Origin of the sequence: Dactylosporangium sp. NPDC006015 (assembly GCF_040614215.1) — a bacterium.
Taxonomy (GTDB): domain Bacteria; phylum Actinomycetota; class Actinomycetes; order Mycobacteriales; family Micromonosporaceae; genus Dactylosporangium; species Dactylosporangium maewongense.
On record NZ_JBEXUD010000006.1, the window covers coordinates 318,289 to 331,595 of the forward strand.

Sequence of the window (13,307 nt, forward strand, 5' to 3'; positions counted from 1 at the left end):
CGGGCCGGCACGGGTCAGCCGCGGACGGGGTGCGCGGCGTCGAGCGCCAGGTTCAGTTGTAGGACGTCGACGCCGGGCTCGCCGACGAACCCGAGCACCCGCCCGGTGGTGTACCTGTCGACCAGCCGCTGCGTGTCCGCCGGCGACATGCCGCGGGCGGCCGCGACCCGGTTCACCTGGAGGCGGGCGTAGGCGACGCTGATGTGCGGGTCGAGTCCACTGCCGCTGGCGGTGACCGCGTCGGCGGGCACGGCCGGACGGTCCGGTGCGCCGCCGCGGACCGGGGTGACGACGCCCTTGCTGTAGTCCTCGCCGGGCACGGCGAGCTCGACCGCGACCCCGTCGTAGGTGGCGACGAACGGCGCGCCGGGGCCCGTCTCGTTGAGGCTGACGACGCGGGTCACCGGGCCGGTGGCGCCGTCGCGGTGGAACACGGCGAGGACCGCGCCGACCCCGCCGGGCGTGCAGTAGGGCCGGCCGCCGTCGACACCTTCGAGCTCGCCGGCGGCCTTGCTGCGGGCGCACACCTGGGTGAGCAGGCTCGGCTTGCCGCCTTCGCCGAGGGTGTCGACGACGTTCTCCGGCCCGAGGTTGCTCGCCGACGTCGACGTGGGGTCGTAGCCGTTGCCGGCCGCGGACGGCCGGGACTGGAAGTACTGCCTGAGCGGGCGGCCGTCCGCGTCGGTGTACGACTGGCCGATGAGGCGGCTGCCGACGGTCTTGCCGTCCTTGGCGACGAGCGAGCCGTCGGCCCGGCCGGACAGTCCCGGGATCCGGCCGACGCCGACCATGAGCAGCGGGTAGACGACGCCGAGCAGGACGGTGAGGACGAGCAGCGCGCGCAGGGCGGCGAGGTGCTGGCTGAGCCAGGCTGGGAGGCGCATCAGGAGATCCCCGGAATCCAGGCGATGAGCAGGTCGATGAGCTTGATGCCGATGAACGGGACGATGACGCCGCCGGCGCCGTACACGAGCAGGTTGCGGCGCAGCATCGACGCGGCGGATCCCGGCCGGTACCGCACCCCGCGCAGCGCGAGGGGGATGAGGGCGACGATGACGACGGCGTTGAAGATGACCGCGGACACGATCGCCGACGTCGGCGAGTCGAGGCGCATGATGTTGAGCCGGTCGAGGCCGGGGTAGATCGCGGCGAACATGGCCGGGATGATCGCGAAGTACTTGGCGATGTCGTTGGCGATCGAGAACGTGGTGAGGGCGCCGCGGGTGATGAGCAGCTGCTTGCCGATCTCGACGATCTCGATGAGCTTCGTCGGGTCGGAGTCGAGGTCGACCATGTTGCCGGCTTCCTTGGCGGCGCTGGTGCCGGTGTTCATGGCGACGCCGACGTCGGCCTGGGCGAGCGCCGGGGCGTCGTTGGTGCCGTCGCCGGTCATCGCGACGAGCTTGCCGCCCTCCTGCTCGCGTTTGATGAGCGCCATCTTGTCCTCGGGGGTGGCCTCGGCGAGGTAGTCGTCGACGCCGGCCTCCTCGGCGATCGCCTTCGCCGTCAGCGGGTTGTCGCCGGTGATCATGACGGTGCGGATGCCCATGCGGCGCATCGCGTCGAACCGCTCCCGCATGCCCTGCTTGACGACGTCCTTGAGGTGGATGACGCCGAGGGCGCGGGCGGGCCCGTCGCCGGTGCGTTCGGCGACGACGAGCGGCGTGCCGCCGGACGCGGAGACCGCGTCGACGATCGCGCCGACGTCGCTGGTCGGGTGCCCGCCGTTGTCCCGGACCCACCGCATGACGGCCGCCGCGGCGCCCTTGCGGATCTGCCGGTCGCCGTCGACGTCGACCCCGGACATCCGGGTCTGCGCGGTGAACGGCACCCAGACGGCGCCGCCGAGCTCCCCGGCGGTGCGTTCCCGGAGCCCGTGCGCGGTCTTGGCATGCACCACGACGCTGCGGCCCTCGGGCGTCTCGTCGGCGAGGCTGGACAGCTGCGCGGCGTCGGCCAGCTCCTGGTCGGTGACGCCGGCGGCGGGGAGGAACGCGGCGGCCTGCCGGTTGCCGAGGGTGATGGTGCCGGTCTTGTCCAGCAGCAGCGTGTTGACGTCGCCGGCGGCCTCGACGGCGCGGCCGGACATGGCCAGGACGTTGCGTTGCACGAGCCGGTCCATGCCGGCGATGCCGATCGCGGACAGCAGCGCCCCGATCGTGGTCGGGATGAGGCAGACGAGCAGCGACACGAGGACGATGCCGGTGACGCCGTCGCCGTTCAGGGCGAGGCTGTCGGGCGCGAACGCCTGCACGCCCTTGGAGTAGATGGCGAGGGGCTGCAGGGTCGCGACGGCGAGCAGGAAGATGATGGTCAGCGAGGCGAGGAGGATGTTGAGGGCGATCTCGTTCGGGGTCTTCTGCCGGTTGGCGCCCTCGACGAGGGCGATCATCCGGTCGATGAAGCTCTCGCCCGGCTTCTGGGTGATCCGCACGACGATCCGGTCGGAGAGCACCCTGGTGCCGCCGGTGACGGCGCTGCGGTCGCCGCCGGACTCGCGGATGACGGGCGCGGACTCGCCGGTGATCGCGGACTCGTCGACGGAGGCGATGCCCTCGATGACGTCGCCGTCGCCCGGGATGATCTGGCCCGCCTCGACGACCACGACGTCACCCTGCTGGAGCTCGCTCGCGCTTCTCGTCGTGCCGTCGCGCAGGTGCGCCAGGGTGTCCTGCTTCGCCCGGCGCAGCGTCTCGGCCTGTGCCTTGCCGCGGCCCTCGGCGACGGCCTCGGCGAGGTTCGCGAACACCACCGTCAGCCACAGCCAGGCGGTGATGAGCCAGGCGAAGACGCTCGGGTGCAGGACGGCGAGGACGGTGGTGAAGACCGAGCCGATCTCGACGATGAACATGACCGGGTTGCGCCACAGCGTGGCCGGGTTGAGCTTGCGCAGGGCGTCCGGGGTGGACTTCCACAGCTGCCGGGGGTCGAGCAGCCCGCCGGCGACGGTCTGGGTGGTCATCGGATGCCTTCCGCGAGCGGGCCGAGCGCGAGGGCCGGCAGGTAGGTGAGGAGCACGACGATGACCGTGACCGCGACGACCATGCCGATGAAGAGGGGTTGGTACGTCCTGAGCGTCCCGGCCGACTGCGGCACGGGGGTCTGCCGGGCGAGGGAGCCGGCGAGGCCGAGGACGAGGATGATCGGCAGGAACCGGCCGAGGAGCATGCACAGCCCGAGGGCGGTGTTGTAGAACGTGGTGTTGACGGAGATGCCGGCGAACGCGGAGCCGTTGTTGTTCGACGCGGACGTGAACGCGTAGAGCACCTCGGACAGGCCGTGGGCGCCGGGGTTGGCCATCGACGCCCGCGCGGTCGCCGAGCCCATCGCGACGGCGGTGCCGACGAGGACCAGCGCCGGCGTGGTCAGCAGGTAGAGCGACGCGAACTTGATCTCGCGGGCGCCGATCTTCTTGCCCAGGTACTCCGGCGTCCGGCCGACCATCAGCCCGGCGACGAACACGGTGATGACGGCGAGGATGAGCATGCCGTACAGGCCGGAGCCGACACCGCCTGGCGCCACCTCGCCGAGCATCATGTTGAGCATCGTCACCATGCCGCCGAGCGACGTGTACGAGTCGTGGAACGAGTTGACCGCACCCGTCGACGTGAGCGTGGTGACGGCGGCGAAGGTCGCCGACTGCGACACCCCGAAGCGGGTCTCGGTGCCTTCCGTCGCCGCGCCGACCGCGGTGGGGACCGTCCCGCCGTGCGCGAGCTGCAGGGCGTTGATCGCGATGACGCTGCCGATCGCGAGGATCGCCATGATGCCCGCGATCGCGAGCCCCTGCCGCCTGTCGCCGACCATGCGGCCGAAGGTGCGGGGGAGGCTGAACGGGATGAGCAGGATCAGGAACAGCTCGATCCAGTTCGTCCAGCCGGTCGGGTTCTCGAACGGGTGGGCGCTGTTGGCGTTGTAGAACCCGCCGCCGTTGGTGCCGAGCTCCTTGATGACCTCCTGGCTGGCGACCGGCCCGCCGGTGATGGTCTGGCTGCCGCCGGTCAGCGTCGTGACGTCGGTGCCGCCGCTGAGGTTCTGCACGACGCCGCCGGCGATGAGCACGACCGCGGCGACGGCGGCGACCGGCAGCAGGATCCGCACGCAGATGCGGACCAGGTCGACCCAGAAGTTGCCGAGCTGCTCGGTCCTGGACCGGGCGAACCCGCGGACGAGGGCGACCGCGACGGCGATGCCGACGGCGGCGGAGGTGAAGTTCTGCACGGCGAGCCCGGCCATCTGCACCAGGTGACCCATCGTCGACTCGCCCGAGTACGACTGCCAGTTGGTGTTGGTGACGAAGCTGACCGCCGTGTTCCACGCCTGGTCGGGCTTGACCGGGTCGAAGCCCAGCGACAGCCACAGGTGGTTCTGGACCCGCTGGAACAGGTACAGGGCCAGGATCGAGACGGCGGAGAACGCCAGGACGCTGCGGGCGTACACGCCCCAGGACTGCTCGCCGTCGGGGTTCACGCCGACGGCCCGGTAGACGAGCCGTTCGGCGCGGGTGTGCCGGGCCGAGGTCACCGACCGGTACATGTGGTCACCGAACGGCTTGTACACCAGCACCAGGGCGAGGATCAGCGAGGCGATGAAGACGACGCCCGCTCCCGCGGTGCCCATCAGAACCGCTCCGGGAAGAGCAGGGCCGTCACCAGGAACGCGGTCAGGGCGACCGCGAGGACGAGACCGACGAGGTTCTCGGCGTTCACAGCCGCTCCACCGCCCGCACCACCAGGCCGAGGACCGCGAACAACGCGATCGTCAGCAGCACGAACCACAGGTCAGCCACGAGGGATCTCCTCCTTGATTCCACTTCGCGCGGCCGACGTCCGGCCGCATCCGAAGTGAAGCCCCGGCGGCATGCCCTGCCCAGATGCGTTGATGCGATCCATACGCCGCGACCGCGTCCTTGACGGTTTCTTAACGCCCGCCCGCCCGCGGCCCCGGCCCCGCGGCCGTCCCGGGCGGCGTCACCGCGGGGTGAGCGTCGTGCGCCGCAGCCGCTGGACCCCGAGGTACGTCGCCGTGACGAGCAGCCCGACGTAGACGTCGTTCTCGAACCACCCGAACGTCGTCTGCTGCCGCGGCCCGAACGTCGTCGGGTAGTAGAAGACGGAGATCGCCAGCAGCGCCGTGAGGTAGGCGAGCACCGCCGCCTGCGCCGCGCGCCCGGTCCGCCGGGCCAGCACCGCCGCCCCGAACCCGACGACGTAGAACGCCCACGCGAGCGGGGTGGTCACGGTGAACGTGGGGTCCTCGATGCCTTCGACGCTCGCGTAGACGGTGTGCCCCGCCGACAGCGTGAAGGCCGCGACGAGCACGTTCGACATGTGGCGGCCGTACGGTGCCGTCCGCCTCCCGCTCGCGGTGCCGGTGCCGGTGGCGGTGTCGGTGGCGGTGTTGGTGGTAGGGGCGGTGGCCGGTGTCGTGGTCATGGTCTGTCCTCTCGTCGTGAGGGCGGGGATGCCGTCGGCTCCCAGCCTCGGGCCGCGCCGGGCGCCACCCCACCCACAGCGGGCCCACACCGGCACCACAGCCGGTCGCCCTCCCGTGTCGCGGCCGCCCACGGCACCCGCGCGACTAGCATCTGAGCTGTGGAGGGGGCGGCGGCATCCGGCGAGTTCGCCGCCGTGCTGCGCCGGCTGCGCGAGGCGCGGTCGCTGACCCAGGAGGAGCTCGCCGAGCGGTCGGGCCTCACGGCGAAGGCGATCGGCGCCCTCGAGCGCGGCGAACGGCGCCGGCCCTACCCGCACACGGTGCGCTCGCTCGCCGACGGGCTCGCCCTCGACGACGGCGACCGGGCGGCCCTCGTCGCCGCGGTCCCCAGCCGGGAGGCGTCCCCGCCCCCGCCCCCGGCCCCGTCCTCGGCAGCGGGCGTGTTCCCGGCCGCGGGTGTGTCGCCGGCCGCGGCCGCTGTCCCGTCGCCGGCCCACGTTCCGGTGGGTCCTGGCACGCCGCTCATCGGCCGCGACGGCGAGCTCGCCGACCTGCTGGCCCTCGTCCGCTCGGGCACGCGCCGGCTGGTGACGGTCACCGGCCCCGGCGGGGTGGGCAAGACCAGGCTCGCGATGGAGGCGCTGCGCCTCGCGGCGCCGGGCTTCCCCGGCGGCGCCCGGGCCGTCGACCTGTCCGCGGTCCGGGAGCCGAAGCTCGTCGTGCCCGGGATCGCCGCCGCGCTCGGGCTGCCCGACGAGGTCGGCATCGACCCGCTCGACGCGCTCGTGCCCCACCTGGCCGGCCTGCGGATGCTGCTGGTGCTCGACAACCTGGAGCAGCTGACCCAGGCGGCGCCGGCGCTCGCCGGCCTCGTGGCGCGCTGCCCTGAGCTCGTCGTGGTGGCGACCAGCCGTGCGCCGCTGCGGGTGCGCGCCGAGCACGAGCTCGTGCTGGGGCCGCTCACCACGCCCGCCGGCGACGACGTGGACGCGGTGGCCTCCTCGCCCGCCGTCGCCCTGCTCCTCGACCGGGCCGCGGCCGCCGGGTCCCCCACGGCCGTCACCGCCGCCGACGCTCCCGCCCTGGCCGCGATCGTCCGGCGGCTCGACGGGCTCCCCCTCGCGGTCGAGCTCGCGGCGCCCGGCCTGCGGCTGCTCACCCCGCCGGCCCTCCTCACCCGGCTGGAGCGGCAGGGCCCCGGCGCGGGCCCGCGCGACCTGCCCGAGCGGCACCGCACGATGGCCGCGGTGCTGGAGTGGAGCATGGATCTCCTCGAGCCCGAGGAGGTCGCCCTCTTCGAGCGCCTCGCGGTCCTCAGCGGCGGGTGCTCCCTCGACGCGATCGAGGCCGTCGCCGGCGAAGACGCCGACGTGCTGCCCGCCCTCGGCGCGCTCGTCGACCAGTCGCTGGTGCTCCGGGTGCCGTCGCCCGACCCGCAGCCCCGCTTCCGGCTGCTGGAGCCGGTGCGGCAGTTCGCGATGCGGCGGCTGCACGCGTCTGGGCTGGCCACCGCGACCGCCGACCGGCACGCCGCGCACTTCCACGCGCGGGCCACGGCCTCGGCGGTACTGCTGGAAGGGCCGGACCTCGCGGCCGAGCTCGACCGGCTCGACGCCGACCACGCCAACCTGCGCTCGGCCTTCCTCCGCCTGCTCGAGCTCGACCGGGACGTCGACGCCGCCGAGCTCGCCGGCAGCGTCTGGCTCTACCTCGCGCTGCGCGGCCACGCCCGCGAAGGGCTCGCGTGGCTGGAGCGGATCGGCCCCGGGGCCTCCGACGTCGCCCGCTGCCGCGCCCTGGCCGGCCGGCTCGGGCTGCAACTGCTGGCCGGCGACACCGCCTCGATGCTGCGCGACGCCGGCGACGCGGTGGCGCTGGCCGGTCGGGTGGCCGAGCCGGCCGTGACGTGCGAGGTCCTGACCCTGGCCGGTCAGGCGGCGGTCTTCGCGGGCGCCCTCGACGACGCCGACGCGCTGCTGGGCCGCGCGCTGGCGCAGGCGGAGGCCGCCGGACGTCGCTGGGTGGCCGTGCACGCCCGGCTCGCGCGGTGCCAGCTCGCCCTCGTCGCGGGCGACCTCGCGACGGCCGGGCTGACCCTGCCGGAGACGGTGCGCGCGGCCCGCACGGCCGGCAACGCCTTCACCCTCGCCACCGCGCTCAACGTGCACGCGACGCTCACCGAGCTGCTCGGCGACGAGCCGGCGACCGCCACGCTGCTCGGCGAGGCGGTGGCCCTGTCGCTCGCCGCCCGGATGAGCTGGACCCTCGGCTACGCGCTGCCCGCCCTGGCGAGCCTCGCGCAGCGGGTCGGCGACCCGGTGTCCGCGGCCTGGCTGTTCGGGGCGGGCGCCTCGATCTCGGCGGCCGATGCCGTCGACCCCACCTTCCCGGTCTCGCGGGCGCTGTCCGACCGCGGGCTCGACGCCACCCGGGCCGCCCTCGGGGACGAGGCGTTCGCCCGCGAGTGGGACGCCGGGCGGGCCGCGAGCGGTCCCGAGATCCAGGCCCGTGCCGCGGTGGTCACGACGCGCGCAGGCGGCGGACGTAGCGCCTGAACTGCCAGGCGCCGGCGGTCTTCAGCAGCAACCGGACCGGCAGCGGGAGGTTGCCGAGCATGCGGGCGCGCTCCTCGCCGTCGGCGTCCTGCAGCACCAGGCCGAACATGACCGGCAGCTGGCTGGGGGTCATCGTGTCCTTGCCGTGCTGCCCCATCTGGTTCCACTCGGCGGCGGTGACGTGGCGCGAGGCCAGCGGCAGCACCTCGCGCTCCTCGAGGTCGAGGTGCTCGAGCAGGGCCGCCGTGAACCGCTCGCAGAGGGCCGCGAGGCGCTCGCCGGCGGCCCCGGTCGGGGCGGCCTCCCAGGCGGCGAGCGCGGGGGTGATGGCCTCGACCAGCTCGTCGATGCCGTGGTGCTGGGCCTGCATCGTCTCGACGAGCCCGGTCGACGGCGCGGACCGCTCGAGCAGCAGCGGCCAGAGCACGATGTCCTCGCCGGTGTGGTGCATCTCGAGGCCGGCGGCGCACAGGCGCAGGTGCTCCGCGACGATCCTCGCGCGGCGGGTGTCGCCCGCGGGGGTACAGCGGACAAGGCCGGCGGCGGCGCCGAACTCCCGCCGGAAGGCGCGGTGGACGACCACCATCTCGTGGACGTCGGGACGCCGGTCGGTGCGGGTCAGGGCGGTCACGGTGACTCCTCGTGGCTGGACGGATCTGGTGCGTCCAGCCTCCCGGGCGGTGCCGTCCCCACCCCACCCACAGCGCCCACACACTCGCCCCACAGACCCGCGATCCCGGGGGTGAACGGCCGGGCTATGCCCGCCGTCGCGATCACCATCCTTGCGGGACAAGGCCGACAATTCGGATAGCGCGATCAGCCGTTCCCGGAGGTAGGCCCGCAATGCTCAAGTTCGACGTGCAGCACTCCAGCGCGGTCCGCACCACCGAGGAGCGCGAGGCCGCGGCGGCCGGGCCGCTCCCCCCGACCCTGCTCGACCAGATGCAGCGGTACTGGCAGGCCGCCAACTACCTGACCCTCGCGCAGATCTATCTCCGCGACAACCCCCTGCTGCGCGAGCCGCTGCGGCCGGAGCACGTCAAGCCCCGGCTGCTCGGCCACTGGGGCACCTCACCCGGCCTGAACCTGGTCTACGTCCACCTGAGCCGGCTGATCCGGGAGCGCGACGCCGACGTCATCTACCTGGCCGGCCCGGGCCACGGCGGACCGGCGCTGGTCGGCAACGCGTACCTCGAAGGCACCTACTCGGAGGTCTACCCCGAGGTGACGCGGGACAGGGCGGGCCTGCGGCTGCTGTGCCGCCGCTTCTCGACCCCGGGCGGGGTCCCCAGCCACGTCAGCGTGCAGACCCCGGGCTCGATCCACGAGGGCGGCGAGCTGGGCTACGTGCTGGCCCATGCGTTCGGCGCGGCCTTCGACGCGCCGGACCTGATCGTCGCCGCGGTGGTCGGCGACGGCGAGGCGGAGTGCGGGCCGCTGGCCGGGGCCTGGCGCAGCACCGCCTTCCTCAACCCGGCCCGCGACGGCGCGGTGCTGCCGATCCTGCACCTCAACGGGTACAAGATCAGCGGACCCGCCGTGATCGCCCGTGACAGCGACGCCGACATCGCGGCGTTCCTGCAGGGCAACGGCTACGACGCCCGGTTCGTCGAGGGCGACGACCCGCGGCACGTGCACCAGGCGTTCGCGGCGACGCTCGACTGGTGCTACGAGCGCATCCGCGGCATTCAGCGCGACGCCCGGGCCGGCGGTGTGACCGGGCGGCCCCGCTGGCCGGCCATCGTGCTGCGCACCCCCAAGGGCTGGACGGGCCCGAAGGAGGTGGACGGGCAGCCCGCGGAGGGCACCTTCCGGTCGCACCAGGTGCCGATGGCGGACATCCGCACGAACCCGGCGCACCTGGCCCAGCTGGAGTCCTGGATGCGCTCCTACCGGCCGGATGCGCTGTTCGACCGTGACGGCACACTCGTGCCCGACCTCGCCGCCCTCGCGCCACGGGGCGACCGCCGCATGAGCGCCAACCCGCGGGCGAACGGCGGCACGGTGCTGGTCGACCTGGACCTCCCGGACTTCCGCGACTACGCGATCGCCGTCGACCGGCCGGCCGTGGTGCGGCGGGAGTCGACCCGGCAGTTGGGCAAGCTGCTGCGCGACGTGTTCGTCCGCAACGCCGGGGCGGCGAACTTCCGGCTGTTCTGCCCGGACGAGACGAACTCCAACCGCCTCGGCGACGTCTTCGAGGTGGAGAACCGGTGCTTCGTCGGACCCGGCCTGGACGTCGACGACCACCTGTCGGCGGACGGCCGCGTCATGGAGGTGCTGAGCGAGCACCTGTGCGAGGGCTGGCTGGAGGGCTACACGCTGACCGGCCGGCACGGGCTCTTCGCCACCTACGAGGCGTTCGCGATGGTCTCGGCGTCGATGACGGTGCAGCACACCAAGTGGCTGCAGGAGGCGCGGCACCTCCAGTGGCGGGCGCCGGTCGCCTCGCTGAACATCCTGCTCACCTCGACGTGCTGGCGCAACGACCACAACGGCTTCAGCCACCAGGGTCCCGGCCTGATCGACGTGATGCTGTCCAAGCGGGGCAGCGTGACCCGCATCTACCTGCCCCCGGACGCCAACTGCCTGCTCTCGGTCGCCGACCACTGCCTGCGCAGCCGCGACTACGTGAACCTGATCGTGATCGACAAACAGCCGCAGCTGCAGTTCCTGGACATGGCGGCGGCGATCGAGCACTGCGCGAACGGCGCGTCGATCTGGCACGAGGCCGGCACCGACGACGGCGGGGAGCCGGACGTGGTGCTCGGATCGGCCGGTGACATCCCGACGCTGGAGACGCTCGCGGCCGCGTGGTATCTGCGCCGGCTCGTCCCGGACCTGCGCGTCCGCGTCGTGAACGTGGTCGACCTGATGCGGCTCTTCCCGGCCCGGCACCACCCGCACGGCATGACCGAGGCCCAGTTCGTCGACCTGTTCACCGCGGACAAGCCGGTCGTGTTCGCGTTCCACGGCTACCAGCGGGCGATCCACGAGATCGTGCACGGGCACCCGGACGTCGACCGCATCCACGTGCGCGGCTTCAACGAGCAGGGGACGACCACCACGCCGTTCCAGATGGTCGTGCTGAACGAGATGAGCCGGTTCCACCTGGCGGCCGAGGCGATCCGGCGCGTGCCGCGGCTGCGCGACCGCGCTCCCGGGCTGCTGGCCGAGTGTGACGCGCGCATCGCCGAGGCCAACGCGTACGCCCGCGAGCACTTCGAGGACCAGCCCGAGATCCGCGACTGGGTGTGGAGCGACTGAACCCCGGAGCGCGGTTCGGTGCGGACGTCACGGCCGAGGGCCGGTGCCGTCGGCCCGTCAGGCCGAGGAGGTCGCCATGCCGTGGCGCAGCACCGGTTCGACGACCCCGCCCGCGCCGTGGTCGAGCTGGTAGTCGAGGTTCATCGCGGCGCTGATGAGGGCGAGGTGGCTGAAGGCCTGCGGGAAGTTCCCGATCTGCTCGCCGGTCGGTGCGATCTCCTCGGCGTACAGCCCGAGATGGTTGCTGTAGGTCAGCATCTTCTCGAAGGTCAGCCGGGCGTCGTCCAGCCGGCCCGCGCGGGCGAGGGCGTCGACGTACCAGAAGCTGCACATCGTGAACGTGCCCTCGGAGCCGCGCAGCCCGTCCGGGGACGCCATCGGGTCGTAGCGGTAGAGCAGGCTGTCGGCGACCAGCTCCTCCTCCATCGCGCGCAGCGTGGTGTGCCACATCGGGTCCGTCGGCGCGAGGAAGCCGACCAGCGGCATGTACAGCAGCGACGCGTCCAGCACCTCGGTGTCGTAGTGCTGGACGAACGCCTCCCGCTTGGGGTGGAAGGCGCGCTGGATGACCTGCCGGTAGACCATGTCGCGCATGTTGGTCCAGCGACCGAGGTCGGCGGGCCGGGCCCGGTGCTGGGCGAGCTGGATCGCCCGGTCGAAGGCGACCCACGACATCACCCGCCCGTAGGTGAAGTCCTGCCGGCCGCCACGGGTCTCCCAGATCCCGTCGTCGGGCTGGTCCCAGTGTTCGCAGAGCCACTCGATCACGTGCGAGACGTGCTGCCACGCACCGTGGGACAGCTGCAGTCCGTGCGCGTCGGCGAGGTGGAGCGAGTCCAGGGCCTCGCCGTAGATGTCGAGCTGGAACTGGCTCGCGGCGGCGTTGCCGATCCGCACCGGGGACGACTGCTGGTACCCCTCCAGGTGATCGAGGATCTCCTCGTCGAGGTCCGGGGAGCCGTCGATCCGGTACATGATCTGCAGGGGCGACGAGTGCTCGCTCGCGTGCTGCACGCGGTCGTTGAGCCAGTTCAGAAACGCCTGCGCCTCGGCGGTGAAGCCCAGCCCCAGCAACGCGTAGACGGAGAACGAGGCGTCGCGGACCCAGGTGTAGCGGTAGTCCCAGTTCCGCTCGCCGCCGATCTGCTCGGGCAGCCCGGCGGTCGGCGCCGCGACCAGCGCTCCGGTCGGCGCGTAGGTCATGAGCTTGAGCGTCATCGCGGCGCGCTCCACCATCTCCCGCCACCGCCCCTTGTACCGGGACCGGCCGATCCAGCCGCGCCAGAAGTCGCGGGTCTGCTGGAACATCTCGACGATCTCGTCGGCGGACACCGCCCGGGGTGGTCCCGCGGGCTGGGTCTCCAGGACCAGGCCGCCGACGTTGCCGGCGGACAGGGTGCCGATCAGGCGGAGGCCGTCGTCGCTGCGCTGGATGTCCTCGGGCCGGAAGAGCTGTTCGCCGCGGCGGGCGGGGTTGACGTTCACGGTGAAGCCGGGGCTGCGGAACGCGATGCCGTCAGGGGTGATCTCGACCTCGTGCGCGTCGCGCCCGTATTTGAACCGTGGGTGGCACTCGATCCGGAACCGCATCTGGCCACGGACGACCCGCACCATACGGACGAGGCGGTGCACGTCGGTGGCGTGGTCGCCCGCGATCGGCATGAAGTCGACCAGCTCGCCGACGCCGTCCGCGCTGAGGAAGCGCGTGATGAGGATCGGCGTGCCGGGCAGGTAGAGCTGCTTGCTGACGTACGAGATGCCGTCCGGGACGACCTGGAAGTAGCCGCCCTTGCTGCGGTCGAGCAGCGCGGCGAAGATGCTCGGCGAATCGAAGCGCGGTGCGCAGAACCAGTCGATGACGCCGTCGTTCGTCACGAGGGCCGCGGTCTGCAGGTCGCCGATCAGCCCGTGATCCTCGATGGCCGGATATGCGTTCACGGGGGGCCTCCCGACTCGTGTTGCTGCGGGGCACCCCCGCACGCCTGCTGTCGTGCGTGCGGGTGCCCAACTGCAACCGTTGTCACCCCGTCGTCGAGCTGCCTCGCCCGA

The 13,307-nt window shown here is 72.9% G+C and carries 9 protein-coding genes; 2 read left to right on the plus strand and 7 right to left on the minus strand.

Annotated elements, in window-relative coordinates; genetic code table 11:
- Positions 1-14: 14 nt before the first annotated feature.
- The 5 genes from ABZ321_RS13790 to ABZ321_RS13810 form a co-directional block, all read right to left on the minus strand.
- A complete protein-coding gene (locus ABZ321_RS13790) occupies positions 15-884 on the minus strand; it encodes a potassium-transporting ATPase subunit C (RefSeq protein ID WP_344502035.1) in 870 nt (289 codons plus the stop codon).
- Complete coding sequence (gene kdpB / locus ABZ321_RS13795; RefSeq protein WP_354891121.1) at positions 884-2,962, minus strand: potassium-transporting ATPase subunit KdpB; 2,079 nt, start codon at positions 2,960-2,962, stop codon at positions 884-886. Before kdpB ends, ABZ321_RS13790 begins: the two co-directional genes overlap by 1 nt.
- A complete protein-coding gene (gene kdpA / locus ABZ321_RS13800; protein WP_354891122.1) occupies positions 2,959-4,620 on the minus strand; it encodes a potassium-transporting ATPase subunit KdpA in 1,662 nt (553 codons plus the stop codon). Before kdpA ends, kdpB begins: the two co-directional genes overlap by 4 nt.
- Positions 4,620-4,709: a K(+)-transporting ATPase subunit F gene (gene kdpF / locus ABZ321_RS13805; RefSeq protein ID WP_344502038.1), complete on the minus strand. Its 90-nt coding sequence runs from the start codon at positions 4,707-4,709 to the stop codon at positions 4,620-4,622. Before kdpF ends, kdpA begins: the two co-directional genes overlap by 1 nt.
- A gap of 261 nt (positions 4,710-4,970) precedes the next feature.
- Complete coding sequence (locus tag ABZ321_RS13810) at positions 4,971-5,435, minus strand: hypothetical protein (RefSeq protein ID WP_354891123.1); 465 nt, start codon at positions 5,433-5,435, stop codon at positions 4,971-4,973.
- Positions 5,436-5,594: 159 nt separating this feature from the next.
- On the opposite strand from ABZ321_RS13810, the gene ABZ321_RS13815 reads away from it, so the two are divergent.
- Positions 5,595-7,991 carry a helix-turn-helix domain-containing protein gene (locus ABZ321_RS13815; RefSeq protein ID WP_354891124.1) on the plus strand — a complete coding sequence of 799 codons (2,397 nt, stop codon included), beginning with the start codon at positions 5,595-5,597 and terminating at the stop codon, positions 7,989-7,991.
- On the opposite strand, the gene ABZ321_RS13820 is transcribed toward ABZ321_RS13815, so the two are convergent.
- Positions 7,957-8,622, minus strand: coding sequence for a hemerythrin domain-containing protein (locus ABZ321_RS13820; protein WP_354891125.1), 666 nt, complete (start codon positions 8,620-8,622; stop codon positions 7,957-7,959). The genes ABZ321_RS13815 and ABZ321_RS13820 overlap by 35 nt on opposite strands.
- A gap of 212 nt (positions 8,623-8,834) precedes the next feature.
- On the opposite strand from ABZ321_RS13820, the gene ABZ321_RS13825 reads away from it, so the two are divergent.
- Entirely contained in the window at positions 8,835-11,258 is a 2,424-nt protein-coding gene (locus ABZ321_RS13825; protein ID WP_354891126.1) for a phosphoketolase family protein, read from the plus strand.
- Between the two features lie 57 nt (positions 11,259-11,315).
- On the opposite strand, the gene ABZ321_RS13830 is transcribed toward ABZ321_RS13825, so the two are convergent.
- Positions 11,316-13,196 (minus strand): glycoside hydrolase family 15 protein, encoded by a 1,881-nt coding sequence (locus ABZ321_RS13830; protein ID WP_354891127.1) that lies wholly within the window; start codon positions 13,194-13,196, stop codon positions 11,316-11,318.
- Between the last annotated feature and the right edge of the window lie 111 nt (positions 13,197-13,307).

Coding starts and splice junctions, on each gene's coding strand:
- ABZ321_RS13790 (WP_344502035.1), bottom strand. CDS start 884: ATGCGCCTCCCAGCCTGGCTCAGCCAGCACCTCGCCGCCCTGCGCGCG.
- kdpB (WP_354891121.1), bottom strand. CDS start 2,962: ATGACCACCCAGACCGTCGCCGGCGGGCTGCTCGACCCCCGGCAGCTG.
- kdpA (WP_354891122.1), bottom strand. CDS start 4,620: ATGGGCACCGCGGGAGCGGGCGTCGTCTTCATCGCCTCGCTGATCCTC.
- ABZ321_RS13810 (WP_354891123.1), bottom strand. CDS start 5,435: ATGACCACGACACCGGCCACCGCCCCTACCACCAACACCGCCACCGAC.
- ABZ321_RS13825 (WP_354891126.1), top strand. CDS start 8,835: ATGCTCAAGTTCGACGTGCAGCACTCCAGCGCGGTCCGCACCACCGAG.